Source organism: Streptomyces sp. NPDC047014, from assembly GCF_040644195.1.
Taxonomy (GTDB): domain Bacteria; phylum Actinomycetota; class Actinomycetes; order Streptomycetales; family Streptomycetaceae; genus Streptomyces.
In genome coordinates this window covers 1-23,393 of the sequence record NZ_JBEYVX010000071.1, presented here as the reverse complement: position 1 = coordinate 23,393, position 23,393 = coordinate 1, and the positions used below count along the sequence as shown (strand labels likewise).

Below are 23,393 nucleotides of genomic sequence, written 5' to 3'. Positions count from 1 at the left end.
CTCGCCTCGGTTCCTTCTGTGCTCAGTTCTTCTGACTCGTGGCCGGGGCCGGAGTCTCCCCGCCGTCGACCACGTTGCTGTACTCCGAGTGCACCCGGTCCTGCTCGGAGAACCTGTCCCCGGTCCAGCGGTACGTGATCACGTCCTCGCCCGACGGATAGGCGAGGGTGTCGCTCTTCCCGTAGACCTGCTTCGTGACCACGAGATCGCCCCGGTCGATCTCCGCGTAGACGGGCGGCTGCTCGTCCGAGAAGACATTCTCGTACGCGCTCCCCTCGGCCCGGTACACATAGGTGCCGCGGCCCAGGGCGTCGGCGCAGGACAGCACGTTCACCACGATGTCGGCGACCGTGTTCCCGGTGACCTTCCCGTAGCTCACGTCGATCGGGTACTCCTTGCCCGTGCAGGGCTTGAGCTCCCGCTTGATCTCCTTGCTGACCTTCGGGTCGTTGATCAGCAGCGCGACCGGGTCCACCTTCTTGAGGGGCCGCCCGGAGGACGGGGCCGAGGCCAGGGCCGGGTCCGTGGAGGAGCCCGAGGGCGCCGGCCGGCTGGCGGACTCGGTGCGGGCGGGGCCGCCGTCGCGCAGACCGGTGCCGCCGGTGGCGCACCCGGCCGCGAACACGGCGATGCCGACGAGGACGACCGTCCCCGCCGACATCAGCGCCAGATGTGTTCTCCCCGCCGGGGCGGGGGAAGAGCTCTTGCCGTTCGAGTCTTGGCCTGTCAGGCCGCGCACCGCTCACGCCCCTCGTACCGCATCGTCTCGTACCGGCCGGTGTAGCGCGCCGCGTGGTCGCCGCGCTCCAGGGCGCGCATGTCCAGGTCCCGGCTCTCCAGCTCCTGGCGGAGCCGGGCCAGTGCGCGGTGCAGGGTGCTCTTCACGGTTCCCGCCGACATCCCGAGCGCCGCGGCCGTCTCCTCGGTGCTCATCTGCTCCCAGTGTCGCAGCACGACCACACTGCGCTGCTTGGGCGCGAGCACCTTGAGGATGTCCATCAGCAGGGCGCGGTCGGCGCGCTGGTCCGAGCCGTCCTCGACGGAGGCGTCGGGCAGCTGCTCGGTGGGGACCTCTTCGAGCTTGCGGGCTCGCCACCACTCCGTGCGGGTGTTGATCATGACCCGGCGGAGGTAGGCGTCGGCGAGGGACTTGTCGGCGATGCCGTCCCAGCGGCCGTAGGTGCGTACGAGCGCGGTCTGCAGCAGGTCCTGGGCGTCCGTGGGGTCCGGTACCAGGCGCCGGGCACTGCGCAGGAGCGCGTCCTGCCGCGTGCGTACGTACTCCTCGAACCCGAGCACCTCGCCGTGCGCCTGTGCCATCTCAGACCCCTCCGTTCCCGTCCGACCGCCCACCGCCGTCTTACGGATCCGAAGGTACGGAGGGGTTGTCACGGGCCTGTGCGGGCCAGCCTTCGGTGGGAGCACGGACACCCATAGGTTGTGTAACAACCGTCGTGAGCTGGGGTTTAGGGGCCGCAAGCGGAATGAGTGACTCACTTTCAGCCACTGCGGGAGGGGCCGAACGTCAGCTCTGCGGCCGAGCCTGCGGCCTGCTCTGCGGCAGCCGGTACAGCCCGCCGTCCAGCGGTTCGACGAGCCCGTCCGAGACCAGTCCGTCGAGCGCCCGCGCCCGCTGCACCGGCTCGTTCCACACCGTGTCGAGCACGGACTGCGGAACGGGACCCACCGCCTCCCGCAGCACCGCCAGCAGCTTCCCGCGCACCTGCCGGTCCGTCCCCGCGTACGTCTGCCCCCGCCGCGGCGGGCCCTCGTACGGCGGCTTGCCCGCGAGCCGCCACGCGCACAGGCCCGCCACCGGACAGCGCACGCAGTCCGGGCTCTTGGCCGTGCACACCAGCGCGCCCAGCTCCATCGAGGCGGCCGCCCAGCGCGCCGCGGTGGGCTCGTCCCGCGGCAGCAGCTCGCGCGCGAGCCGCCGCTCGGCGGCCGTGGTCGCGTTCGGCGGGTACTCCACCCCGGTCGAGGTCCGCGCGAAGACCCGCCGGACGTTCGTGTCGAGGACGGCGTGCCGCTGCCCGTACGCGAAGGAGGCCACCGCCGCCGCCGTGTACTCGCCCACGCCGGGCAGCGCGAGCAGCTGCGCGTGCTCCCGCGGTACGTCGCCCCCGTGGCGTTCCGTTATCGCCGCGGCCGCGCCGTGCAGCCGCAGCGCCCGCCGCGGGTAGCCGAGCCGCCCCCAGGCCCGGACGGCCTCGCCGGGGGCCTCCGCGGCCAGGTCGGCGGGGCGCGGCCAGCGGGCGATCCACTGCTCGTAGACCGGCAGGACCCGGCTGACGGGGGTCTGCTGGAGCATGAACTCGCTGATCATGACCCCCCAGGCGCCCGCCTCGGGGCGGCGCCAGGGCAGATCGCGGGCGTGCTCCTCGAACCAGGTGATGACGGGGGAGTGCAGCGCGTGGCAGGAGCCGGCGGACACCTCGCGCGAGGCGTCGGTGGAGACGTCGTCGGTGGCGTCGTCGGTGGCGGCGGAAGGCGCGGGGGTGGCAGTCATGACATACGCATCCTGGCACGTTTCGGGCTTCCGGGCGTCCGGGCCTGGCCGGTTCTCGACGCCCCGGCCGCTCCAGCGGGATGATCATCGGCAAATCGATTCCACGGCGCGGCATGTGGGGCGCTGATCGGGGCACGAGTTCTCGTACAGTTCCCTCCGTGGGATCTCTGCGCAATCCGGTCGGGCCGCTCCCCTCCTCCATCTACTGGCGACGGAGGGCTGTGCTGGCGTCCGTCGTCGCGCTCCTCGCGCTCCTCGCCGTATGGACCGTCAGTTCCGGCGGAGGAAAGACGAGTACGAACGGAAAGGGCGGCGGCCCCGAACCCGTCACCTCGATCACCCCGGGCCCCTCCGGCAGCGGCCCCGCCATCAGCGCGGCCCCCGGCGGACGCCCCGAGTCGGGCGGCGGCGCGGCCTCGGGCTCCGGCGGCGCGGGCGGAGGCGGCGGCAAGAACGGCGAACCGGGCGGCGGCGCGGGCACGGGCGGAGCCGCCGGCTCCGGCGGTACGGGCGCCGGTGGCGCGGCCGTGGTCCCGGCCGACTCCCCGCTCCCCACCTGCGCGCCGACGGCCCTCCAGTGGGAGGTCAAGAGCGCGAAGAACGAGTACGAGGCGAACGAGAAGCCGCGCCTCGAACTGGTCGCGCGCAACATCTCCGGCACCACCTGCAAGGTGGACCTCGGCCCGAAGCAGGCCGTGCTGACCATCCTCCAGGCGAGCGCCGGCAAGGCCGTCTGGTCCTCGGCGGACTGCCCGACGGGCGCGGGCAACGCCTTCTTCCGGGTCCCGGCGCAGGGCGAGACCAAGCAGTCCCTGGAATGGGACCGCCGGTTCAGCGCGGCCGACCAGTGCCAGACGCCTCCGGCGGGGTCGGCGACGGCAGGCACCTACGTGGTCGAGGTCAAGGCCCCGGGCATGCCGAGCGCCCGCACCTCCTTCGTCCTCAAGCAGGACTGACGCGATGCGGCCGGCGGGCCGGACGCGGCCTGCCGGCCGGACGCGGCCCGCAGGTTAGACGTACCGCTCCAGGATCGAGGACTCCGCCAGCCGGGACAGGCCCTCCCGGACGCTCCGCGCCCGGGCCTCGCCCACACCGTCCACCGTCTGGAGATCGTCCACGCCGGCGGCCAGCAGCTTCTGCAGGCCGCCGAAGTGCTCCACCAGCCGCTCGATGATGGCCCCCGGCAGCCTCGGCACCTTCGCCAGCAGCCGGTAACCGCGCGGCGACACCGCCGAGTCCAGGGTCTCCGGCGAGCCCGTGTACCCCAGCGCCCGCGCCACGATCGGCAGTTCCAGCAGCTCCGGGTGGGTCAGCGCGTCCAGCTCCGCCAGCGCCTCGTCCACCGTGCGGGAACGCTTCGCCGTCGGCTCCGGCACGTAGTCGCGGATGACCAGCTCCCGCTCCTGCTCGATACCCACCGTCAGCTCGTCCAGCTGGAGCGACAGCAGTCGTCCGTCCGTGCCCAGTTCGACCACGTACTCGGCGATCTCGGTGGCGATCCGGCGGACCATTTCCAGCCGCTGCGCGACCGCCGTCACATCCCGGACCGTGACCAGGTCCTCGATCTCCAGCGCCGACAGCGTGCCCGCGACCTCGTCCAGGCGCAGCTTGTACCGCTCCAGCGTGGCCAGCGCCTGGTTCGCGCGCGAGAGGATCGCCCCGGACTCCTCCAGGACCCGCCGCTCCCCGTCCACGTACAGCGCGATCAGCCGCATCGACTGCGACACCGACACCACCGGGAAGCCGCACTGCTTCGAGACGCGGTCGGCGGTGCGGTGGCGGGTGCCGGTCTCCTCGGTCGGGATCGACGCGTCCGGTACGAGCTGCACGCCCGCCCGCAGGATCTTGGTGAGGTCCTTGTCGAGGATGAGCGCGCCGTCGAGCTTGCACAGCTCGCGCAGCCGGGTCGCGGTGAACTCCACGTCCAGCACGAAACCGCCCGTGCACATCGCCTCGACGGCCTTGTCCATGCCGAGGACGATGAGGCCGCCGGTGTTGCCGCGGACGATCCGCTCCAGGCCGTCGCGCAGGGGCTGGCCGGGGGCGACCGCGCTCAGCGAGGCGCGCATCAGCGCGTCGTGCTTGGAGCTCGCGCCGGACTTCCCGGGGGCGGATGCCCCGTCCTTGGCTGCCACTGCACTCCTCCGGTCGCGGGTTGCGCCGCCCCGCGCCGCGGGCACGAGGACGTGGCGGCGGCCGGGCGGACCAGCCCAAAGTCTACCGGCGCCCGCCCCGGCCCCGCCGTGGCTTGACGAGCCGGGCCCCGAGGGGCTCTCGTACCGCCCCGCTGACCTGGCCCGCGGGCACTGCTCCCGGCCGGTTCGATCATGGCCGGAGGGGGGGTCGGTCACGCGCTGCTCGGCAGGCCGCGCCGCGCGCTGCCCGGCGCGGCTACTCCGCCGCCCGCTCCTTGGCCGGCGTACGGGAGCGGCCGCGCGGGAGGACGCGGAGGGCCTCGCCCATGTCGGCCACCTCCGTGACCTTCATGCCCGCCGGCACCTTGCCCGGATCAGCCGGTACGAGCGCGTGCGTGAAGCCCAGCCGGTGCGCCTCGGCCAGCCGCCGCTGCACCCCCGTCACCCGCCGCACCTCGCCCGCCAGGCCGACCTCCCCGATCGCCACCAGATTCTTCGGCAGCGGCACATCGCTCGCGGCCGAGGCCAGCGCCAGCGCGATCGCCAGGTCCGCCGCCGGCTCGGTCAGCTTCACCCCGCCCACCGTCGCGCTGTAGATGTCCCGCTTGCCGAGCGCCGTGATCCGCCCGCGCTGCTCCAGCACCGCCAGCATCATCGACACGCGTGAGGTCTCCAGACCCGAGGTGGTCCGGCGCGGGGAGGGGATCTGCGAGTCCACCGTCAGCGCCTGCACCTCCGCGACGAGCGGCCGCTTCCCCTCCAGCGTCACGGTCAGGCAGGTCCCCGGGACCGCCTCCGCCCGCCGGGTCAGGAACAGCCCGCTGGGATCGGCGAGCCCGGTGATCCCCTCGTCGTGCAGCTCGAAGCAGCCGACCTCGTCCGTCGCCCCGTACCGGTTCTTCACCCCGCGCACCAGCCGCAGCCGCGCGTGCCGGTCGCCCTCGAAGCTCAGCACCACATCCACCAGGTGCTCCAGCAGGCGGGGACCGGCGATCGCCCCGTCCTTGGTCACATGGCCGACGAGCAGCGTCGACATCCCGCGTTCCTTCGAGGCGCGGATCAGCGCCCCGGCCACCTCCCGCACCTGCGCCATACCGCCGGGCGCACCGTCGATCTCGGGCGAGGCCACCGTCTGTACGGAGTCCAGGATCAGCAGGGAGGGCTTCACCGCGTCGAGGTGCCCGAGCACGGCCGACAGGTCGGTCTCGGCCGCCAGGTAGAGATGGTCGCTGAGGGCGTCGATCCGGTCGGCCCGCAGCCGGACCTGGCTCGCGGACTCCTCACCCGTGACATACAGCGTGCGGTGCTCGTCGCTCGCCGCCTTCGCGGCGACGTCCAGCAGCAGCGTCGACTTGCCGACGCCCGGCTCGCCGGCCAGCAGCACCACCGCGCCCGGCACCAGCCCGCCGCCGAGCACCCGGTCCAGCTCGTCCACGCCCGTGCTGCGCGCCGTCGCCGTCCGCCCGTCGACCTGGGCGATCGGCAGCGCGGCGGCCGAGACCCGGCCGGCGGCCGTGGTCCGCACGGCGGGCGCGCCCATCTCCTCGACCGTGCCCCACGCCTGGCACTCGGGGCAGCGGCCGAGCCACTTCGCGGTCGTCCATCCGCATTCGGAGCAGCGGAAGGACGGACGGTCCTTGGCGGATGAGCGAGAGGTACGGGCAGCCATGCCGTTCACGGTATCCGCCCCCACTGACAACCCGGCACGTGAGGAGCGGCCCGCGTCAGGACCCGCGTCAGTGCGCCGCCGATCTGTTCACCCATAAGGGCTAAAACCGGGGAAGGCTTCCAAGGCTCCCCCGGCCCGCCGCCTACGGTCACCGGGTGAACAGCAGCAACCAGGCGCATCCCGCACCGCGCACCGGCGCACACCGGGCGCACGGACGCACCCGCCATGACGAGGACCAGCCTCCCCCCTTCCGGCACGAGCCCTACCTGGACGGTCTGTTCACGTACTGCTTGTCCGTCCTGTGCGACCACGACACCGCCACCGACGTGCTCGGCGAGGTGCTGGCCGTGGCCGAGCGGCATCCCGGCCGCTGCCCCGACGAGGGCGACCGGAGGGCCTGGCTCTACGCGCTGGCCCGCTGGGGCTGCCTGCGCCGGCTCGCGGACCGGCGGCGCACCCGGCAGGGCGCGCATTCCGCCCGGCGCGCGCCGGAGCACAGCGCGCGCGACCGTGCGCCGGGTGAGTCGACCGGCGAGCCGACGGGGGATCCGCCGGGCGGGACGTACGGTGCGGCCCCGGCCGGAACGGTGCCGGGCGCGACCCCGGACACCGCCGCCACCGCGCCGCCCGCCCCCCGGACCCTCGACGTGTACGCCTACCGCCGCACCGAACTCGCCCGCCTCGCCTGGCCCGAGGCCGCCGGGACCACCCCCGCGCAGCGCGAGGCCCTGGAGCTCGCCGTCCGCCACCGCCTCGGCGTGCCCGAACTCGCCGCCGTGCTCGGCACCCCGCCCGCCGCCGCCCGGGAACTGCTCACCGGCGCCGCCTGCGAGGTCGAGCGCACCCGCGCCGCCCTCGCCGTCGTGGAGACCGGCAACTGCCCCTCCGTCTCCCAGCTCACCGGCGGCGACGAGGACGGCGAGGGCGGCGGCAACGTCCTGCTGTCCAGCACCCTGCGCGCCGAACTCGTCCGCCACGTCGACGACTGCCCGCGCTGCCGCCGCGTCGCCGAACGCGTCGGGGCGGCCGCGCCCTGGCCCGGCTCCGGCGGTATGGACACCGCCGCGCTGCCGCTCGTACCGGCGCCCCGCAAGGCCGTGCACGCCGCCATGCTGCGCTCCCGCCGGGGCCGTGGCCGGGGGCCCGGCCCGCGCTTCGACCGCACCGGCTTCCCCATGGACCCCAAGGACCGCGCCGCCCGCCGCGACCGGCTGCGGGCCCGCGCCGTGACCACCACCGTCGTCGCCACCGTGGTCGCGGCGCCCGTGCTCGCGCTGTGGGCCTCGTACCGGGGGGAGTCCGCCGCCGGGGACCGCGTGGGCAACGGCTCCACCCGTATCTCCGCCAGCGGTTCGGAGCTGCCGGACGCGCGCATGGACGGCCGCCCGCTGACCGCGTACGAGAACACCGGCAACACCGCGATCACCACCGGCGAGCCCGGCTTCGGCGGGAGCGCCGGCTCCTCCGACGTCTCCGTCGAGGTGATCAGCAGCGGCCCCCCGGCCACCCCCGAGCACGCCGGCGCCGGCCGGCTCGACGTCGCCGCCTCCTCGCGCGGCGCCCTCACCCTGCTCACCCTCACCGCCTCCGGCGGCGCCCCCGTCGACTGGCGGCTCTGGTCCGACGCGCCCTGGCTGCGCGCGAGCCGTACGGCGGGCACGCTCGCGCCAGGAGAATCGGTCACCCTGCACATCGCCGTCGACCCCGACGCCCAGCCCGTCGGCGCCTGGACCGCCCGCGTCGGGGTGGACCCGAGCGGCGCGGTGGTCTCCATCCGCGGCCGCGGCCGCCCCGCGCCGGTCCCGGAGCCCTCCGCCCCGGACCCGACCCGGCCCCCGAGCCCCACGCCGAGCCCGGAGCAGAGCCACGGGCCCACGCCGACCCCCACCCCGACGGATCCGACGATCCCGCCGCCGGAGCCGACCCCACCGTCCCCGAGCCCGACGGACGGCCCGTCCGGTCCGGCCACCCCGGCCCCGGACCCGGGGCCGACGGGGCCGGACGGGGGCTGAGCCGACAGGGACGTCTACGGCGGCCGCGCGGGCTGCGCGGCTACGGACGCGGGCCGAGCGGATGCGGGCGCGGGCTGCGCGGCCACGGACGCGGGCCGGGCGGATGCGGACGCTACGGCGCCGGATCGGCCGGGTGCGGGGCCATCGGCAGCAGCGAGGCCAGGCGGGCCTCGCACAGCCGCACCAGCTCCTCGTACCCCTCCTTGCCCATCAGCTCCGTCAGCTCGGCGCGGTACGACACGTACACCGGGTCACCCGCCCCGTGCGCGGAGGTCGCCGACGTGCACCACCAGTGCAGGTCGTGGCCGCCCGGCCCCCAGCCGCGCCGGTCGTACTCACCGATCGACACCTGGAGCACGCGGGTGTCGTCGGGCCGGTCGATCCAGTCGTACGTCCGCCGGATCGGCAGCTGCCAGCACACGTCGGGCTTGGTCTCCAGCGGCTCCCGGCCCTCCTTGAGCGCGAGGATGTGCAGGGAGCAGCCCGCGCCGGCGGGGAAGCCCGGCCGGTTCAGGAAGATGCACGCGCCGTCCCAGCGGCGGGTCTGCTTCTCCCCGTCGTCGTCGTGCTGCGTCCACCCGCTCTCGCTGCCGACGTCGTGGAACTGCCACAGCTCCGGCGTCAGCCGGGCCACGTGCCCGGCGACGCGCTGCTCGTCCTCCTCGTCGGAGAAGTGCGCGCCGAGCGTGCAGCAGCCGTCGGAGGCGCGGCCCACCTGGATGCCCTGGCAGCCGCTGCCGAAGATGCAGGTCCAGCGGGAGGTCAGCCAGGTCAGGTCGCAGCGGAAGACCTGCTCCTCGTCCGCGGGGTCGGGGAACTCCACCCAGGCCCGGGGGAAGTCCAGCCCCTTCTCGTCGGCCACGACCGCCTTGCCCTTCCCGGCCCTGCCGGTCTTGGTGGTGCTGCCGGTCTTCGTGGTGCTGCTCTTGCCCGTGTCCTTCTGCGACCGGGTCTTGCTGGCCTTCTTCGTATTTGGCACAAACACAAGCGTAAGCGCCCCTTACACAACCGCCGGGCGTTCCTCGCAGTAGCGTTTCCCCCTATGAGACTCGGTGTCCTGGATGTGGGTTCGAATACCGTCCATCTGCTGGTGGTGGACGCGCACCCCGGCGCGCGCCCGCAGCCGGCGCATTCGCACAAGGTCGAGATAAGGCTGGCGCAGCTGCTCGACGACGCCGGCGCGGTCACCCCCCAGGGCGTCGAACGGCTCGTCTCGGTCATCGGCGACGCGGTGCAGGCCGCCGAGGACAAGGGCTGCGAGGACGTCCTCCCCTTCGCGACCAGCGCGGTGCGCGAGGCCACCAACGCGGACGAGGTCCTGGCGCGGGTCCGGGCCGAGACGGGCGTCGACCTGCCGGTGCTGAGCGGCGAGGACGAGGCCCGGCTGACGTTCCTGGCCGTGCGCCGCTGGTTCGGCTGGTCCGCGGGGAAGCTGCTCGTACTGGACATCGGCGGCGGCTCCCTGGAGATCGCGTACGGCATCGACGAGGACCCGGACACCGCCGTCTCCCTCCCGCTCGGCGCGGGCCGCCTCACCGCGGGCTGGCTGCCGGGGGATCCGCCGGACGCCCTGGACGTGCGGGCGCTGCGGCGGCACGTACGGGCGGAGATCGCCCGGACCGTGGGTGAGTTCAGCCGCTTCGGGGCGCCGGACCACGTGGTGGCGACGTCGAAGACCTTCAAGCAGCTGGCCCGCATCGCGGGCGCGGCCCGCTCGGCGGACGGCCTGTACGTGCAGCGGGACCTGACCCGCAAGTCCCTGGAGGAGTGGGTCCCGCGCCTGGCGGCGATGACCACGGCCCAGCGCACGTCCCTCCCGGGCGTCTCGGAGGGCCGCGCGAACCAGCTCCTGGCGGGCGCGCTGGTGGCGGAGGCCGCGATGGACCTGCTGGGGGTGGAGGACCTGGAAATCTGCCCTTGGGCCCTCCGCGAGGGCGTAATCCTCCGCAGACTGGACCACTTGCCGCCGGTGGGGCCGTCGGTGGGGTAGCGGGGCGCGGGGGTAGGGGGTACGGAATCCGCGCACCGGGCCCTCCGCGTGCGGGGGCGGGACGGCTGCCGGTACGGATTTCCGCGCGTGCGGGGCCTTCACCCCCTCGGCCCGATTGCTGGCGGCCGGTGGCTGCGCAGGAGGGGAGCCGATTCGGGGGGCCGGGTGGGCGTCGGGGGTGCTTCGGGCGGTTGATTCCCGGCATTCGGAAGTCAGAGCCGGAGAGGGTGACTTCGGGTGGGGCGGGAGCTGCGGGGGCGGCATCACGGTGATGTTCGGGGGTTTCCCGTCAGTCCTATCGTCTCTCCGTGTCGGGCCGGTCCCTCAAGGGCGCTCCTTCGTCGCGTCGCTGCGCGATGGCCTACGGCCACCCTTGACCGACCGTCCCGCCACGGAAATCCGAAAGACTGCCGGGAAACCCCCGAAGGAACGGGCCGGAGGATCCGTTCCAGAGTCGGGGCGGCTGCCCTGCGCGGGCGAAGCCCGGGGCGCGTCTGATCGCTACACGCTGCCGTCGGCTCAGCGTCTGCCGGTCGTCCTGGGCCGGACATAAGCCGCCAGCGATCGCTACACGCTCCTGCCGCACGGCGTCAGCGGATGGTGCGGGGCTGGACATAAGCCGCCAGCGATCGGTACGCGCTTCTGCGGGACGGCGGGCGCGAGTCGAGCGGGGTGGATCAGCGGGCGTCAGTACGCGTCAGGTTTTGTCCGTGGCTCGTGGATGTCCCGTACCGGCGAACGTGATCCAACAGGTGTCGCGAGCGGTGTCCAGGAGGTACCAGATCCGTCCGCCACCCGTCACCTCGATCTGCCACTGCGCACAGGTCTGTCCTCGATGGATTCCGTGAGCCAGAGTTCCTTTGAGACGGTGGTGACGCGGGGTCTCGGCAGCGGGGGTCGGTTGCGTACGCATCGTGAGCCAGGCTCGGTACGTGTTCTCGCGCGCTTGCTGAGCGAGGGATTCCCATCCCTTGGCCGATGCGGCGTCCGCGAAGCGGACTTCCCAGTGCCCTTCCGGTGCCGGCGGTGCGACTCGGTCGCCACGAGCCGGGGTCAACAGACGTCCCTCGGATCCGCTGCTCGGCCGTAGTCCGTGCCGTGGTCCTTGGTCAGTGCGGCCAGGAGGACCGGGTCGGAGTGGACCTCGGCCGTATGCTGCCAGGCGATGAGCATCTGGGCGATGGATGCGCTGTTGTCGATCGAATCCGCCGCACGCATGGTGTCGACCAGTTCGACTGCGAAGGCGTGGACGTCCGGCTCGGGAAGGAAACGCACCCACGGAAAAGCCTCCGGCAGTATGTCGAGGAGCAGCTCCATGCTGCCGGGCTCGCGCCGTGCCAAGGCTCCTAGCATCCGCGTAGCAGCGGAGACCACCGTCTGGTCCTGCTCAGCTCTGGCCGCAGTCGTGAGGACCAGGTCCTCACCGTCTCTACGGTGCAGGAGCAGCCGTGGAGACTCCCGCAGCTTGGCCAGCGTCTGCTTGTTCTTGTTGACGAGTTCGGAGAAGTTCACAGCGGCGTTCTCAGCGCTCATGACTTTGAAACTACTTCGAAACTCCCCCCGGCGCGATCGCCCGCAAGAGTGACCTCGGCGCCGTTGAACCAGCGTGCTGCGCCATACGGTTCGAAGACGTGCAAAGGCCATGTCTGCCGGTCGACCGCGCCTGGTCCCCCCCCCCCCCGAAGCCAGCTCGCCTCCCGGTGGGGACCTCTCAGCCCGGGAAGGGGAACCCTCCTGTGCTCGCGTCTATGAGCAACAGCGCCCCCTCGACCCGGTCAACGCCGCGCCACTCCGTGTCAGTTGCTGGTGTGGTGGCCCTGGTCTTCCGGTGCGAGTTCTCCGGAGGGGCGGAGCACGTGTCCGACGAGGCCACCGCCGTGCAGTGGCTCACACCCGAGGAGGTGGCCGAGCGGATGTCCGAGGCGTACTCGATCAGGCTGCTCGACGCTCTCGACGACGCCGGTCCGCATGTGCGCAGCCATGACGGGCACGCGTTGCTGCCGGTGCGCTGACGTCCTGGCGTGGTCGGGGCGCGGCCGCCCGTCAGGGCCCGGGGCGCGGGTCCCCGTGGCCCCCGTCACGTACCGGGTGGGCCCGCGACCCGTACCCTGTCCCCGTGGCAGAACCCGTCCGTGTCCCGAGTGCGAGAGTCGCCCTGTCCACCGCCTCCGTGTATCCGGAGTCCACGGCCACCGCCTTCGAGATCGCCGCGCGCCTCGGTTACGACGGGGTCGAGGTGATGGTCTGGACGGATCCGGTCAGACAGGACATCGACGCGCTGCGCCGGCTCTCCGAGCATCACCAGGTGCCGATCCTCGCCGTGCACGCGCCCTGTCTGCTGATCACCCAGCGCGTCTGGTCCACCGATCCGTGGGTCAAGCTCCAGCGGGCCCGGTCCGCCGCCGAGCGACTGGGGGCGTCCACCGTCGTCGTGCACCCGCCGTTCCGCTGGCAGCGGCAGTACGCCCGGGAGTTCGTCAGCGGGATCTGGCGGATGGGCGAGGAGACCGACGTCCGGTTCGCCGTCGAGAACATGTACCCGTGGCGCTACCGCGACCGCGAGATGCTGGCGTACGCCCCCGAGTGGGACGTCACCAAGGACGACTACCGGCACTTCACCGTCGACCTCTCGCACACCGCGACCGCCCGCGCCGACGCCGCCGCCATGGTCGACCGGATGGGCGACCGGCTGGCCCACGTCCACCTCGCCGACGGCAACGGATCCGCCAAGGACGAGCACCTGGTCCCCGGCCGCGGTACGCAGCCCTGCGCCGAGCTGCTGCAAGGGCTCGCCCGGAGCTCCTTCGACGGCCATGTGGTCATCGAGGTGAACACCCGCCGCGCCATGTCCTCCGCCGAACGCGAGGCCGACCTCGCCGAGGCGCTGGCCTTCGCCCGCCTGCACCTCGCCGCCACCGGCCTCGGCCGCGGCCACGACCGGGCGCCGCGCCCGTGACCGAGCCCGCGCCCCCGCGCCGCCGCGGCCCCGGCCGCCCGCGGCAGGACGAGGCCGAGGAGGGTCCGGGCACGCAGGAGCGCATCCGGCTCGCCGCCCGCGAGGTGTTCGCGGAACGCGGGTACGACAAGACCTCCGTACGGGGCGTCGCGAAGGTAGCCGGCGTGGACCCGGCCCTGGTCCACCACTACTTCGGCAGCAAGGACGACCTCTTCGCCGCGGCCGTCGAGGTCAGCCTGGAGCCCGCCCTCGTGGTCCCCGCGATCCTCGGCGGCGGCCCCGACGGCATCGGCGAGCGCCTGGCCCGCTACTTCCTCGGCGTCTGGGAGAACCCGGTCACCCGGGTCCCGCTGCTCGCCGTGATCCGCTCCGCGCTGACCCACGAGGCCGCCGCGAAGGTGCTGCGCGAGCTGGTGCTGCGCCGGGTCCTGGAGCGGGTCGCCGCCGACCTCGACGTCCCCGACCCGACCTTCCGCGCCGAGCTCGCCGCCTCCCACATGGTGGGTATCGCCCTCCTGCGGTACGTGGTCCAGGTCGAGCCCCTGGCCTCCGCCGAGCCGGAGAAGATCGTGGCCCTGGTGGCCCCCACCCTCCAGCGGTACCTGACCGAGGAATGACCCTGCCGTCCCGGCATCCGGACGCGGTGTCCGGATCGCGGGCGGTGGGCGTAGCCTCGTACCTGAGCCATATCCGCAGTCGCGGCCGCCCCCGCGGCCGCACTCATGGGGAGTGAAACCGCATGCCCGAGCTGAGGTCCCGCACCGTCACCCACGGCCGCAACATGGCAGGCGCACGTGCGCTGATGCGCGCGTCGGGCGTAGCGAGCGCGGACATCGGCAAGCCGATCGTCGCGGTCGCCAACTCCTTCACCGAGTTCGTCCCCGGCCACACCCACCTCGCCCCCGTCGGCCGGATCGTCTCCGACGCCATCCGCGCCGCCGGCGCCATCCCCCGCGAGTTCAACACCATCGCGGTCGACGACGGCATCGCCATGGGCCACGGCGGCATGCTGTACTCCCTGCCCTCCCGCGACCTGATCGCGGACTCGGTCGAGTACATGGTCGAGGCGCACTGCGCCGACGCGCTGATCTGCATCTCCAACTGCGACAAGATCACCCCCGGCATGCTGATGGCCGCCATGCGCCTCAACATCCCGGTCGTCTTCGTCTCCGGCGGCCCGATGGAGGCCGGACAGGCCACCCTCGTCGACGGCACCGTCCGCAAGCTCGACCTGATCGACGCCATGGTCGACGCCTCCAACGAGAACGTCTCCGACGCGGACGTGCTCCGCATCGAGGAGAACGCCTGTCCCACCTGCGGCTCCTGCAGCGGCATGTTCACCGCCAACTCCATGAACTGCCTCGCCGAGGCCATCGGCCTGGCCCTCCCCGGCAACGGCTCGGTCCTCGCCACGCACACCGCCCGCCGCGCCCTGTACGAGGACGCCGGCCGCACGGTCGTGGAGATCACCAAGCGCTACTACGAGGACGGCGACGAGTCCGTCCTGCCGCGCAGCATCGCCACCCGCGAGGCGTTCGAGAACGCGATGGCCCTCGACATCGCCATGGGCGGCTCCACCAACACGATCCTGCACCTGCTGGCCGCCGCCCAGGAGGCGGGCCTGGACTACGACCTCAAGGACATCGACGCCGTCTCGCGCCGCGTGCCCTGCCTGGCCAAGGTCGCCCCGAACGTGGCCCCCGGCGGCACCTACTACATGGAGGACGTCCACCGGGCCGGCGGCATCCCCGCCATCCTGGGCGAGCTGCACCGCGGCGGCCTCCTCAACAAGGACATCACCACCGTCCACTCCGACGGCCTGGAGGACTGGCTCGCCCGCTGGGACGCCCGTTCCGGCACGGCCAGTGACACGGCCATGGAGCTGTGGCACGCGGCCCCCGGCTGCGAGCGCTCCGCCACCGCCTTCTCCCAGTCCAAGCGCTGGGAGAGCCTGGACCTCGATGCCGAGGGCGGCTGCATCCGCTCGGTGCAGCACGCGTACTCCAAGGACGGCGGCCTGGCCGTGCTGCGCGGCAACATCGCCCTGGACGGCTGCGTCGTGAAGACCGCCGGTGTCGACGAGTCGATCTGGACCTTCGAGGGCCCGGCCGTGGTCTGCGAGTCCCAGGACGAGGCCGTGGACAAGATCCTGCGCAAGGAGGTCACCGCGGGCGACGTCGTCGTCATCCGGTACGAGGGCCCACGCGGCGGCCCCGGCATGCAGGAGATGCTCTACCCGACCTCCTTCCTCAAGGGCCGCGGCCTCGGCAAGGTCTGCGCGCTGGTGACGGACGGCCGCTTCTCCGGCGGCACCTCGGGCCTGTCCATCGGCCACGCCTCCCCGGAGGCGGCCTCCGGCGGCGACATCGCGGTGGTCGAGGACGGCGACCGGATCCGCATCGACATCCCGAACCGGTCCATCCAGCTCCTCGTCGACGACGCCACGCTCGCCGCCCGCCACGAGGCCCTCGGCGGGGTCTACGCCCCGAAGAACCGCGAGCGCAAGGTCTCCGCGGCCCTGCGCGCCTACGCGGCGATGGCCACCAGCGCCGACAAGGGCGCGGTCCGCGACGTCAGCCGCCTGGGCTGACAGGTCCCCTCGCATACGAGAGCAGCGCCCCCGCACCCTCCGGTGCGGGGGCGCCGCGCGTTCACCAGGTCCCGGGATCGCCCGCGTCCACCGCGAACACCGACCCGTCCGGCGCCACCCCGAACACCCGCCCGTCGCCCACGGCCGGCGCGGGCAGCGTCGCGGCGTAGGTGTCCTTGCCCTCCGCCATGCGCGGCCTGGTCTGCCCCACCGGCCGCCCGGCGGCGGCGTCCACCGCGAGGAGCCGCCCGTCGGCGGCCGTCAGGTGGATCCGCCCGGCCGCGAACACCGGCCGGGAAGCGACACTGAGGCCCGTCTCCAGCCGCCAGTCCTCCTGCGCACCGCCGACCGCGACCAGCGCGCCCGACGTACCGAAGAGGTACGTCACCCCGCCCGGGCCCACCGCCCCCTCCGCGTCGAACAGCGGAGCCGACAGCCGCACCCGGTGCACGGCCCGCGTCGCCGGATCCGCGCGGACCACGGCCGTGGTCCGGCCCGAGGGGTCGACGTCCACCAGGTACAGCGCCCCCTGCGCCGTGCCCACGGGCCGCAGCCGCCCGGGCGCCTTGAGCGCCGTACGCTGCGCCCCGCTCCCCGGATCCACCACCGCGAGCTGCGTCGAGCCGCCGTCCGCCTCCGGCGTCACCGCGTACAGCGCGGCCGGAGCCCCGTCCGCCCCGGCCTCGCCCCACCACACCGAGCCGGTCCCGCCGATCTGCCGGGTCCAGCGCGGGGTGCCGTGCGCCGCGTCCAGCGCGGTGACTCCGCCGCCCGGGCCCACCAGCAGCGCCTGCCCGCCCGCGACCACCGCCTGGGTGCCGCCCGCGAGGGCGTGCTGCCAGCGCTCCGCCCCGGTGGCCGGGTCCAGCGCCCGCAGGACCTGACTGCCCGGCGCCACGACCAGTACGAGCCCGCCCGCGTGCAGCGGCGCCCCGACCCCGGTGGTCCCCTTCGCGGGCGCCGCCGCCTCCACCGACCACACCGTGGACCCGTCCGCCGGGTCGAGCCGGGCGGCCGCGATGCCCGGCCCGGCGCAGTAGAGGGCCGCCGCCTGCCAGGAGCAGGCGCCGATCCGGCTGCCCGTGCCGGGCCGGCCCAGGGGCACCGCCCACGGGGCGAAGCTCTTGGCCGCCGCCGGACCGGTCTGGGCGCTGATCCGGGCGGGCGCCTCGGAGGCGGGCCCGAAGCGCAGGTACCCGCCGACGGCCAGGCTCGCCAGCAGCAGCCCGGCCCCCGCCGCGGCCGCCACCCGTACCCACCGCGCGCGGGGCGCCCGTACCGGCGACGCGGCACCGGGGCCCGGCCCGGCGTCGATACGCTCCCGGCGGTGCGTGATCTGCTCGGGCGCGGCGGGCTCCCGGGGCCGGGGGATGAACGCCTGGGTGTCCTCGGCCGTCGGGTACGCCAGCGCCCGCATCTCCGCGATCAGCGATTCGGCGGTGGGCCGCTCCGCCGGATCCTTGGACAGGCAGCGCGCGACGAGCGGCACCAGCTGCGACGGCAGCCCGCTCAGATCGGGCTCGCTGTGCACCACCTGGTACGCGACGAGGTAATGGCTGTCGGAGTCGAAGGGGCCGCGCCCGGTCGCCGCGTGCACGAGCACCGCGCCCAGCGCGAAGACATCGGCGGCCGTCCCCACCTCGCGCGGCCGCTGGAACTGCTCGGGCGCCATGAACGGCGGCGTGCCGATCAGCTTGCCCGTCTCGGTCCGCAGATCGCTGTCCGCGGGCCGCGAGATCCCGAAGTCGATCACCCGCACCCCGTCCGGGGCCATCAGCACGTTCCCCGGCTTGAGGTCGCGGTGCACCACCCCGGCCCGGTGGATGTCGCGCAGCGCCTCGGCGAGCCCGGCGGCGAGCCGGGTCAGCTCCGCCCGGTCGAGGACCCGCTCCTTGACCCGCGCCGCGAGCGTGGGCGCGTCGATGAACAGCGTGGCCATCCACGGCCGTTCGGCATCCGGATCGGCGTCGACCACGGGCGCCGTGAAGGCTCCGCTCACCCGCCGCGCGGCGGCCACCTCCTGGCGGAAACGGGCCCGGAACTCCGGGTCCACCGCGTGCTCGGCGTGCACGATCTTCACGGCGAGTTTCAGCCCCGAGCCGGACGTGGCCAGATGGACGACGCCCATCCCTCCGGAGCCGAGCACCGATTCGAGCCGGTACTGCCCCGCGTACTCCGGAAAGCCCGCGTAGTCCGCGCGCAGCGAATGCACCGCTCACCACCCCCGCCGGAGCCTAGTCGATGACCCCGAGGAGTCTCCAAGGTCCTGCTACCCTGCGCGAGTTGCGCACGGCAACGCCCATGGGGGGAGATTTTCGTATGTCCGTGGAGAACGATTCGAGCCATGCCGAGAGCCTGACCGCCGGCTCCGGCTACCCGTCCTATCCGGTCGCGCCGGGCTACCGCGTGAACGTCCGCAGCGGCCCCGGCACCAACTACTCCGTCATCGACGTCCTGCCCTACGGCGCGACCGTGAGCCTGCGCTGCCAGTGCGACGGCACCACGGTCTCGGGCCCGTACGGCACCAGCGGCATCTGGGACTGCATCGGGAACGGCCGCTTCATCGCGGACGCCTACGTACGCACCGGCAGCGACGGCTACGTCGTCACCCGCTGCGGCTGACCGCACGGCGGCCGACCCCGGCACGGTCGCGGGCGCAGGTGCCACCGCGCCCCGCCCGCGACCCGTCTGCCACGTGAGACGCACCCGGCCCGGCGGGCCCGGCGGGGGATAATCGCCGGTGTGAGCGACGACCAGCGAGACCAGACCCCCGCCGGGCCGGCCGCCCCGGCTGCCCCGGACGCGGTCCCCGCGGGCCCGCAGCCCGAGCCGATCCGCTACTTCGGCACCACCTGGCTGCACCACGAGAGCGGCTACGGCCTGCGCCGCGCCGCCGTCGGCATCGGCGCGATGATCACCGCGGTCGCCGCCGCCCTCCTGCTCCGCCTCTCCTACGAGGGCCTGGAGATCGGCAACGTCGGCCCCTTCCTCAGCATCTCGGTGGTCGTCCTCTTCGCGGTCTCCAGCGCCATCGCCTTCTTCAAGACCTGGGAGTCCTACATCCGGCGCCCGGCGCCCTCTTCCGACGAGGCCGCCCTCAAGGGGCTCAAGACCATCGGCTTCATCGGCTCCCTCATCGCCTACTCCCTGCGCTGCCTGACCGAGGCCCCGGGCGAGCAGCTGCGCCGCGCCGAGTACGAGCGCGCGCAGGCCGAATTCGCCCGCCGCCGCAGCGCCCGTACCGGGAACCCGGCGGCCCGCCGCCCCAAGCGCAAGAAGTAGTACGCGGAGCGGCAACCCCCCGGTGATTGACGACCGGCACCCCCAGGAGCATTATTCATCACATGATGAATAAACCGTCCGGAGGTCCCCCGGCCGCCGTCCACGCCCACGGGCTCACCGTCCGCCGCGGCACCGGCCGCACCCCCCGCACCGTCCTCGACGCCCTCTCCTTCGACGTCCCCCGCGGCCGCATCACCGGCCTCCTCGGCCCCTCCGGCTGCGGAAAATCCACCCTCCTGCGCGCCGTCGTCGGCACCCAGGCCCGCGTCACCGGCACCCTCCAGGTCCTCGGCCGCCCCGCCGGCCACCCCGGGCTCCGCTCCCGCATCGGCTACGTCACCCAGGCCCCCTCCGTCTACGACGACCTCACCGTCCGGCAGAACCTCGACTACTTCGCCGCCGTCCTCGACCCCGGCCGCGCCGCCGCCGCCCGCCGCACCGAAGCCGTCCGCCGCGCCCTCGCCGACGTCGACCTCACCGCCCGCGCCGACTCCCTCGCCGGCAACCTCTCCGGCGGCCAGCGCAGCCGCGTCTCCCTCGCCGTCGCCCTCCTCGGCACCCCCGAACTGCTCGTCCTCGACGAACCCACCGTCGGCCTCGACCCCGTCCTGCGCCGCGACCTGTGGAAGCTCTTCCACGAGATCACCGCCGCCCGGGGCGCCACGATCCTCGTCTCCTCCCACGTCATGGACGAGGCCGAGCGCTGCCACGACCTCCTCCTCATGCGCGAGGGCCGCATCCTCGCCCAGGACACCCCCGACGCCCTGCGCGCCCGGACCCGCGCCACCACCGTCGAAGAGGGCTTCCTCCGCCTCGTCGACGAGGCCGACAACGAAGCCGCCGACGACGCCGCTGCGGCCACCGCCCTCCCCGCCCAGGAGCAGCCCCGATGAACGCCGCCCGCACCGCCGCCACCGCCGCCCGCGTCCTGCGCCAGCTGCGCCACGACCCGCGCTCCATCGCACTGATGGTGCTGGTCCCCGTACTGATGCTGACCCTGCTGCGCTTCGTCTTCGACGGCAGCCCCCGCACCTTCGACACCATCGGCGCGTCCCTGCTCGGGATCTTCCCGCTCATCACCATGTTCCTGGTGACCTCCATCGCGACCCTGCGCGAGCGCACCTCCGGAACCCTCGAACGGCTCCTCGCCATGCCCCTCGGCAAGGGCGACCTCATCGCCGGCTACGCCCTCGCCTTCGGCGCCGTCGCCGTCCTCCAGTCCCTCCTCGCCACCGGCCTCGCGCTGTGGGCCCTCGGCCTCGACGTCGTCGGCTCCCCCTGGCTGCTCCTGCTCGTCGCCCTCCTCGACGCCCTCCTCGGCACCGCGCTCGGCCTGTTCGTCTCCGCCTTCGCCGCCTCCGAGTTCCAGGCCGTCCAGTTCATGCCGGCGGTGATCTTCCCCCAGCTGCTGCTGTGCGGGCTCTTCGCCGCCCGCGCCACCATGCACCCCGTACTGGAGGGCCTGTCGGACGTCCTGCCCATGTCCTACGCCGTCGACGGCATGACCCAGGTCCTCACCCACACCGACATGACCGCCGACTTCGTCCGCGACCTCGCCGTCGTCGCCGCCTGCGCCCTGCTCGTCCTCGCCCTCGGCGCGGCCACCCTCCGCCGCCGCACCCCCTGACGCCCACGGACCGGACGGTCCCGCCCCGCCCGTTCCCCGGGTGACAGGATGAGGGCGTATACGTATCGCGCGTGAACAGTTCGGCGAGGTGAATCGGGCATGACCCAGACAGTCGCAGTCCTCGGTACCGGCAAGATCGGCGAGGCGCTGCTCAGCGGAATGATCCGCGGCGGCCGGCCCGCCTCCAAGCTCCTGGTCACCGCCCGCCGCGCCGAGCGGGCCGAGGAGCTGCGCGGCCGCTACGGCGTCGAGGCCGTCTCCAACGCCGAGGCGGCCAAGCGCGCCGACATCCTGATCCTCACAGTGAAGCCCCAGGACATGGCCCGGCTGCTGGACGAGCTGGCCCCCCACATCCCCGCCGACCGCCTGGTCATCAGCGGTGCCGCCGGCATCCCCACCTCCTTCTTCGAGGAGCGGCTGGCCCCAGGCACCCCCGTCGTCCGCGTCATGACGAACACCCCCGCCCTCGTCGACGAGGCCATGTCCGTCATCTCCGCCGGCAGCCACGCCACCGCCGAGCACCTGGCCCACACCGAGGAGATCTTCGGTGGCGTCGGCAAGACCCTGCGCGTCCCCGAGTCCCAGCAGGACGCGGCCACCGCCCTCTCCGGCTCCGGACCGGCCTACTTCTACTTCCTCGTCGAGGCCATGACCGACGCCGGCATCCTCCTCGGCCTGCCCCGCGCCCAGGCCCACGACCTGATCGTCCAGGCCGCCATCGGCGCCGCCGTCATGCTCCGCGACAGCGGCGAGCACCCGGTCAAGCTCCGCGAGGCCGTCACCTCCCCGGCCGGTACGACGATCAACGCCATCGTCGAGCTGGAACGGCACGGGGTGCGCGCCGCCCTGATCGCCGCCCTCGAAGCGGCCCGCGACCGCAGCCGCGAACTGGCCACGGGCAACAGCTGACCCGTACGTGCGGCCCCCGCCCGCGGGGGCCGCACGCAGGCCAGGACCCGTCAGGGCGCGAGCAGCCCGATGGCCTCGTACGCCCGGTCCACCACCGGCCGCGCCAGCTCCCGGGCCCGCCCCGCACCCTCGCGCAGTGCCTTGTCCACCTGGGCCGGATCGGCCGCCAGCTCCGCGTGGCGCTCCCGCAGCGGCCGCAGCAGCTCGACCACGGCGTCCGCGACATCCCGTTTCAGGGCCCCGTACCCGCTGTACCCGTCGGCGAGCGCCACCGGATCACCCCCGGTACAGGCCGCCAGGATGTCCAGCAGGTTCGCCACCCCGGGCCGCGACTCCCGGTCGTGGACCACACCGCCGTCCCCGCTGTCGGTGACCGCCCGCATCACCTTCTTCCGCACCACCTCCGGCTCGTCCAGCAGATAGACGATGCCCGCCCCGTTCGCGTGGGACTTGCCCATCTTCGACGCCGGGTCCTGGAGGTCCATGACCCGCGCGGCCACCGCCGGATGCGTGGCCCTCGGCACGGTGAAGGTGTGCCCGTAGCGCTGGTTGAACCGCACCGCCAGATCCCGGGTCAGCTCGACGTGCTGCCGCTGGTCCTCGCCCACCGGCACCTCGTGGGCCCCGTACGCCAGGATGTCGGCGGCCATCAGCACCGGATAGGTGAGCAGCGACAACCGCACCCCCTCCCCGGTGGCCTGCGCCTTCGCGGCCTTCTCCCGGTACTGGATCATCCGCCGCAGCTCCCCGTCGGTGGCGGTGCACTCCAGCAGATAGGCCAGGCGCGTGTGCTCGTCGACATGGCTTTGTACGAAGAGGGTGCAGCGGGCCGGGTCCAGCCCGGCGGCCAGCAGCAGGGTGGCGGCCTGCCGGCTGAGCCTCCGGACGCGGGCCGGCTCGTGCTCCACGGTCAGCGCGTGCAGGTCGACCACGCAGAACAGCGCCGCCTCCGGCCGGTGCTCGGCGGCGACCCACTGGCGTACGGCCCCGAGGTAGTTCCCGAGGGTCATGTGGCCGGTGGGCTTGATCCCGCTGAAGATCCGCTTCATGTGCTGCTCTCCCTGGTGTGTGGTGGTGAGTGGTGCGGGCCGCCGTACCGGCGACCGGGCCACTCCCGGGAGGGAGAAAGCAGAACGGCCGCCGATGGCGGCGGCCGTGAGCGCGTGCGTGCTCGCGTGGAAGGTCGGCCGCCGTCAGGCGGCCCACCAGCGAAGGCTGAGCGTGAGCACGTGCGTGGTCATGGGGCCCAGCGTAGACGGCCGGGCGGCAGGATGGAGGGGGTTGACACGGGTGTGCCTGGTCCGTAAGGTTCTTCGAGTTGTCCGACGTGAGCGCCGACCCCGGTCGGTCCCCGGACAGCCATTCCGCACTACTCAAATCGAACGAACGACGCACTCTGTCGTCTCGTTTTCATGCGTATTTGCGAATGAGGAATCCGCGTCCGAGGACGCTGCCGCCGATTAGGTTCGGGGGCGAGGAATCCGCTACTGTCTCACTCGCCGAAGGGCCCCAAAGCCCAGAAGCACCAAGCCGCTGACTGGCAGTCAGGCCCGCAAGGACCTGATAGAGTCGGAATCGCCGGAAAGGGAAACGCGAAAGCGAAGACCTGGAAAGCGCCGAGGAAATCGGACACGGAAAACGTCTGATAGAGTCGGAAACGCAAGAACAAAGCAACACAGCAGAACGAAAGCCCGGAGGAAAACCCGCGAGG

General features: G+C 73.4%; 20 protein-coding genes and 1 pseudogene. 12 read left to right on the top strand and 9 right to left on the bottom strand.

Translation table 11 applies throughout. From position 1 onward, the window contains the following. Nucleotides 1–22: 22 nt before the first annotated feature. From ABZ873_RS26950 to ABZ873_RS26940, 3 genes are all read right to left on the bottom strand, one after another. Nucleotides 23–661, bottom strand: a complete 639-nt coding sequence (locus tag ABZ873_RS26950; protein WP_360876838.1) for a hypothetical protein — start codon at nt 659–661, stop codon at nt 23–25. Nucleotides 662–726: 65 nt separating this feature from the next. Continuing rightward, nucleotides 727–1,320, bottom strand: coding sequence for a SigE family RNA polymerase sigma factor (locus tag ABZ873_RS26945; protein ID WP_360876835.1), 594 nt, complete (start codon nt 1,318–1,320; stop codon nt 727–729). Nucleotides 1,321–1,525: 205 nt separating this feature from the next. Next, complete coding sequence (locus tag ABZ873_RS26940; RefSeq protein WP_360876832.1) at nt 1,526–2,512, bottom strand: A/G-specific adenine glycosylase; 987 nt, start codon at nt 2,510–2,512, stop codon at nt 1,526–1,528. Between the two features lie 158 nt (nt 2,513–2,670). Here ABZ873_RS26940 and ABZ873_RS26935 point away from each other — a divergent pair, with 158 nt between their 5' ends. After that, a complete protein-coding gene (locus tag ABZ873_RS26935) occupies nt 2,671–3,468 on the top strand; it encodes a hypothetical protein (RefSeq protein WP_360876828.1) in 798 nt (265 codons plus the stop codon). Nucleotides 3,469–3,522: 54 nt separating this feature from the next. Here ABZ873_RS26935 and disA read toward each other — a convergent pair whose 3' ends face one another. Continuing rightward, a complete protein-coding gene (gene disA, locus ABZ873_RS26930; RefSeq protein WP_360876825.1) occupies nt 3,523–4,647 on the bottom strand; it encodes a DNA integrity scanning diadenylate cyclase DisA in 1,125 nt (374 codons plus the stop codon). 256 nt (nt 4,648–4,903) lie between these two features. Further along, entirely contained in the window at nt 4,904–6,316 is a 1,413-nt protein-coding gene (gene radA, locus ABZ873_RS26925; protein ID WP_360876821.1) for a DNA repair protein RadA, read from the bottom strand. 155 nt (nt 6,317–6,471) lie between these two features. Here radA and ABZ873_RS26920 point away from each other — a divergent pair, with 155 nt between their 5' ends. Continuing rightward, nucleotides 6,472–8,328, top strand: a complete 1,857-nt coding sequence (locus tag ABZ873_RS26920) for a hypothetical protein (RefSeq protein ID WP_360876818.1) — start codon at nt 6,472–6,474, stop codon at nt 8,326–8,328. A gap of 112 nt (nt 8,329–8,440) precedes the next feature. Here ABZ873_RS26920 and ABZ873_RS26915 read toward each other — a convergent pair whose 3' ends face one another. Continuing rightward, on the bottom strand, nt 8,441–9,190 hold the full coding sequence (locus ABZ873_RS26915) for a hypothetical protein (protein ID WP_360876855.1): 750 nt from the start codon (nt 9,188–9,190) through the stop codon (nt 8,441–8,443). Between the two features lie 180 nt (nt 9,191–9,370). Between ABZ873_RS26915 and ABZ873_RS26910 the strand changes: the two genes are divergently transcribed. After that, nucleotides 9,371–10,318, top strand: a complete 948-nt coding sequence (locus tag ABZ873_RS26910; protein WP_360876815.1) for a Ppx/GppA phosphatase family protein — start codon at nt 9,371–9,373, stop codon at nt 10,316–10,318. 1,053 nt (nt 10,319–11,371) lie between these two features. Here the strand turns inward: ABZ873_RS26910 and ABZ873_RS26905 are convergent. Next, nucleotides 11,372–11,851, bottom strand: coding sequence for a hypothetical protein (locus tag ABZ873_RS26905; protein ID WP_360876812.1), 480 nt, complete (start codon nt 11,849–11,851; stop codon nt 11,372–11,374). Between the two features lie 272 nt (nt 11,852–12,123). Between ABZ873_RS26905 and ABZ873_RS26900 the strand changes: the two are divergent. From ABZ873_RS26900 to ilvD, 4 genes and pseudogenes are all read left to right on the top strand, one after another. Continuing rightward, a pseudogene (locus ABZ873_RS26900) lies at nt 12,124–12,330 on the top strand (NUDIX hydrolase); the annotation flags it as partial. 104 nt (nt 12,331–12,434) lie between these two features. Further along, nucleotides 12,435–13,274 carry a sugar phosphate isomerase/epimerase gene (locus ABZ873_RS26895; protein ID WP_360876809.1) on the top strand — a complete coding sequence of 280 codons (840 nt, stop codon included), beginning with the start codon at nt 12,435–12,437 and terminating at the stop codon, nt 13,272–13,274. After that, on the top strand, nt 13,271–13,891 hold the full coding sequence (locus tag ABZ873_RS26890) for a TetR family transcriptional regulator (RefSeq protein WP_360876806.1): 621 nt from the start codon (nt 13,271–13,273) through the stop codon (nt 13,889–13,891). The genes ABZ873_RS26895 and ABZ873_RS26890 overlap by 4 nt, the downstream gene beginning before the upstream one ends. A gap of 122 nt (nt 13,892–14,013) precedes the next feature. Further along, nucleotides 14,014–15,864, top strand: a complete 1,851-nt coding sequence (ilvD, locus tag ABZ873_RS26885) for a dihydroxy-acid dehydratase (protein WP_360876803.1) — start codon at nt 14,014–14,016, stop codon at nt 15,862–15,864. A gap of 61 nt (nt 15,865–15,925) precedes the next feature. On the opposite strand, the gene ABZ873_RS26880 is transcribed toward ilvD, so the two are convergent. Beyond that, nucleotides 15,926–18,076 carry a protein kinase gene (locus ABZ873_RS26880; protein WP_360876800.1) on the bottom strand — a complete coding sequence of 717 codons (2,151 nt, stop codon included), beginning with the start codon at nt 18,074–18,076 and terminating at the stop codon, nt 15,926–15,928. Between the two features lie 107 nt (nt 18,077–18,183). Between ABZ873_RS26880 and ABZ873_RS26875 the strand changes: the two genes are divergently transcribed. From ABZ873_RS26875 to proC, 5 genes are all read left to right on the top strand, one after another. Further along, a complete protein-coding gene (locus ABZ873_RS26875; protein WP_360876797.1) occupies nt 18,184–18,486 on the top strand; it encodes an SH3 domain-containing protein in 303 nt (100 codons plus the stop codon). 120 nt (nt 18,487–18,606) lie between these two features. Beyond that, nucleotides 18,607–19,146: a hypothetical protein gene (locus ABZ873_RS26870; protein WP_360876794.1), complete on the top strand. Its 540-nt coding sequence runs from the start codon at nt 18,607–18,609 to the stop codon at nt 19,144–19,146. Between the two features lie 62 nt (nt 19,147–19,208). Beyond that, a complete protein-coding gene (locus ABZ873_RS26865) occupies nt 19,209–20,039 on the top strand; it encodes an ABC transporter ATP-binding protein (RefSeq protein WP_360876791.1) in 831 nt (276 codons plus the stop codon). Next, on the top strand, nt 20,036–20,773 hold the full coding sequence (locus ABZ873_RS26860) for an ABC transporter permease (RefSeq protein ID WP_360876788.1): 738 nt from the start codon (nt 20,036–20,038) through the stop codon (nt 20,771–20,773). The genes ABZ873_RS26865 and ABZ873_RS26860 overlap by 4 nt, the downstream gene beginning before the upstream one ends. 99 nt (nt 20,774–20,872) lie before the next feature. Beyond that, nucleotides 20,873–21,682: a pyrroline-5-carboxylate reductase gene (gene proC / locus ABZ873_RS26855; protein ID WP_360876785.1), complete on the top strand. Its 810-nt coding sequence runs from the start codon at nt 20,873–20,875 to the stop codon at nt 21,680–21,682. 50 nt (nt 21,683–21,732) lie between these two features. Here the strand turns inward: proC and trpS are convergent, their stop codons facing one another. Next, entirely contained in the window at nt 21,733–22,731 is a 999-nt protein-coding gene (gene trpS, locus ABZ873_RS26850) for a tryptophan--tRNA ligase (protein ID WP_360876782.1), read from the bottom strand. Nucleotides 22,732–23,393 lie beyond the last annotated feature (662 nt).

What these genes read in the sequence shown, in the direction of transcription:
- ABZ873_RS26950 (WP_360876838.1), bottom strand. Translation starts at nt 661, where the DNA reads ATGTCGGCGGGGACGGTCGTCCTCGTCGGCATCGCCGTGTTCGCGGCC.
- ABZ873_RS26945 (WP_360876835.1), bottom strand. Translation starts at nt 1,320, where the DNA reads ATGGCACAGGCGCACGGCGAGGTGCTCGGGTTCGAGGAGTACGTACGC.
- ABZ873_RS26940 (WP_360876832.1), bottom strand. Translation starts at nt 2,512, where the DNA reads ATGACTGCCACCCCCGCGCCTTCCGCCGCCACCGACGACGCCACCGAC.
- radA (WP_360876821.1), bottom strand. Translation starts at nt 6,316, where the DNA reads ATGGCTGCCCGTACCTCTCGCTCATCCGCCAAGGACCGTCCGTCCTTC.
- ABZ873_RS26910 (WP_360876815.1), top strand. Translation starts at nt 9,371, where the DNA reads ATGAGACTCGGTGTCCTGGATGTGGGTTCGAATACCGTCCATCTGCTG.
- ABZ873_RS26905 (WP_360876812.1), bottom strand. Translation starts at nt 11,851, where the DNA reads ATGAGCGCTGAGAACGCCGCTGTGAACTTCTCCGAACTCGTCAACAAG.
- ilvD (WP_360876803.1), top strand. Translation starts at nt 14,014, where the DNA reads ATGCCCGAGCTGAGGTCCCGCACCGTCACCCACGGCCGCAACATGGCA.
- ABZ873_RS26875 (WP_360876797.1), top strand. Translation starts at nt 18,184, where the DNA reads ATGTCCGTGGAGAACGATTCGAGCCATGCCGAGAGCCTGACCGCCGGC.
- ABZ873_RS26865 (WP_360876791.1), top strand. Translation starts at nt 19,209, where the DNA reads ATGATGAATAAACCGTCCGGAGGTCCCCCGGCCGCCGTCCACGCCCAC.
- ABZ873_RS26860 (WP_360876788.1), top strand. Translation starts at nt 20,036, where the DNA reads ATGAACGCCGCCCGCACCGCCGCCACCGCCGCCCGCGTCCTGCGCCAG.
- proC (WP_360876785.1), top strand. Translation starts at nt 20,873, where the DNA reads ATGACCCAGACAGTCGCAGTCCTCGGTACCGGCAAGATCGGCGAGGCG.
- trpS (WP_360876782.1), bottom strand. Translation starts at nt 22,731, where the DNA reads ATGAAGCGGATCTTCAGCGGGATCAAGCCCACCGGCCACATGACCCTC.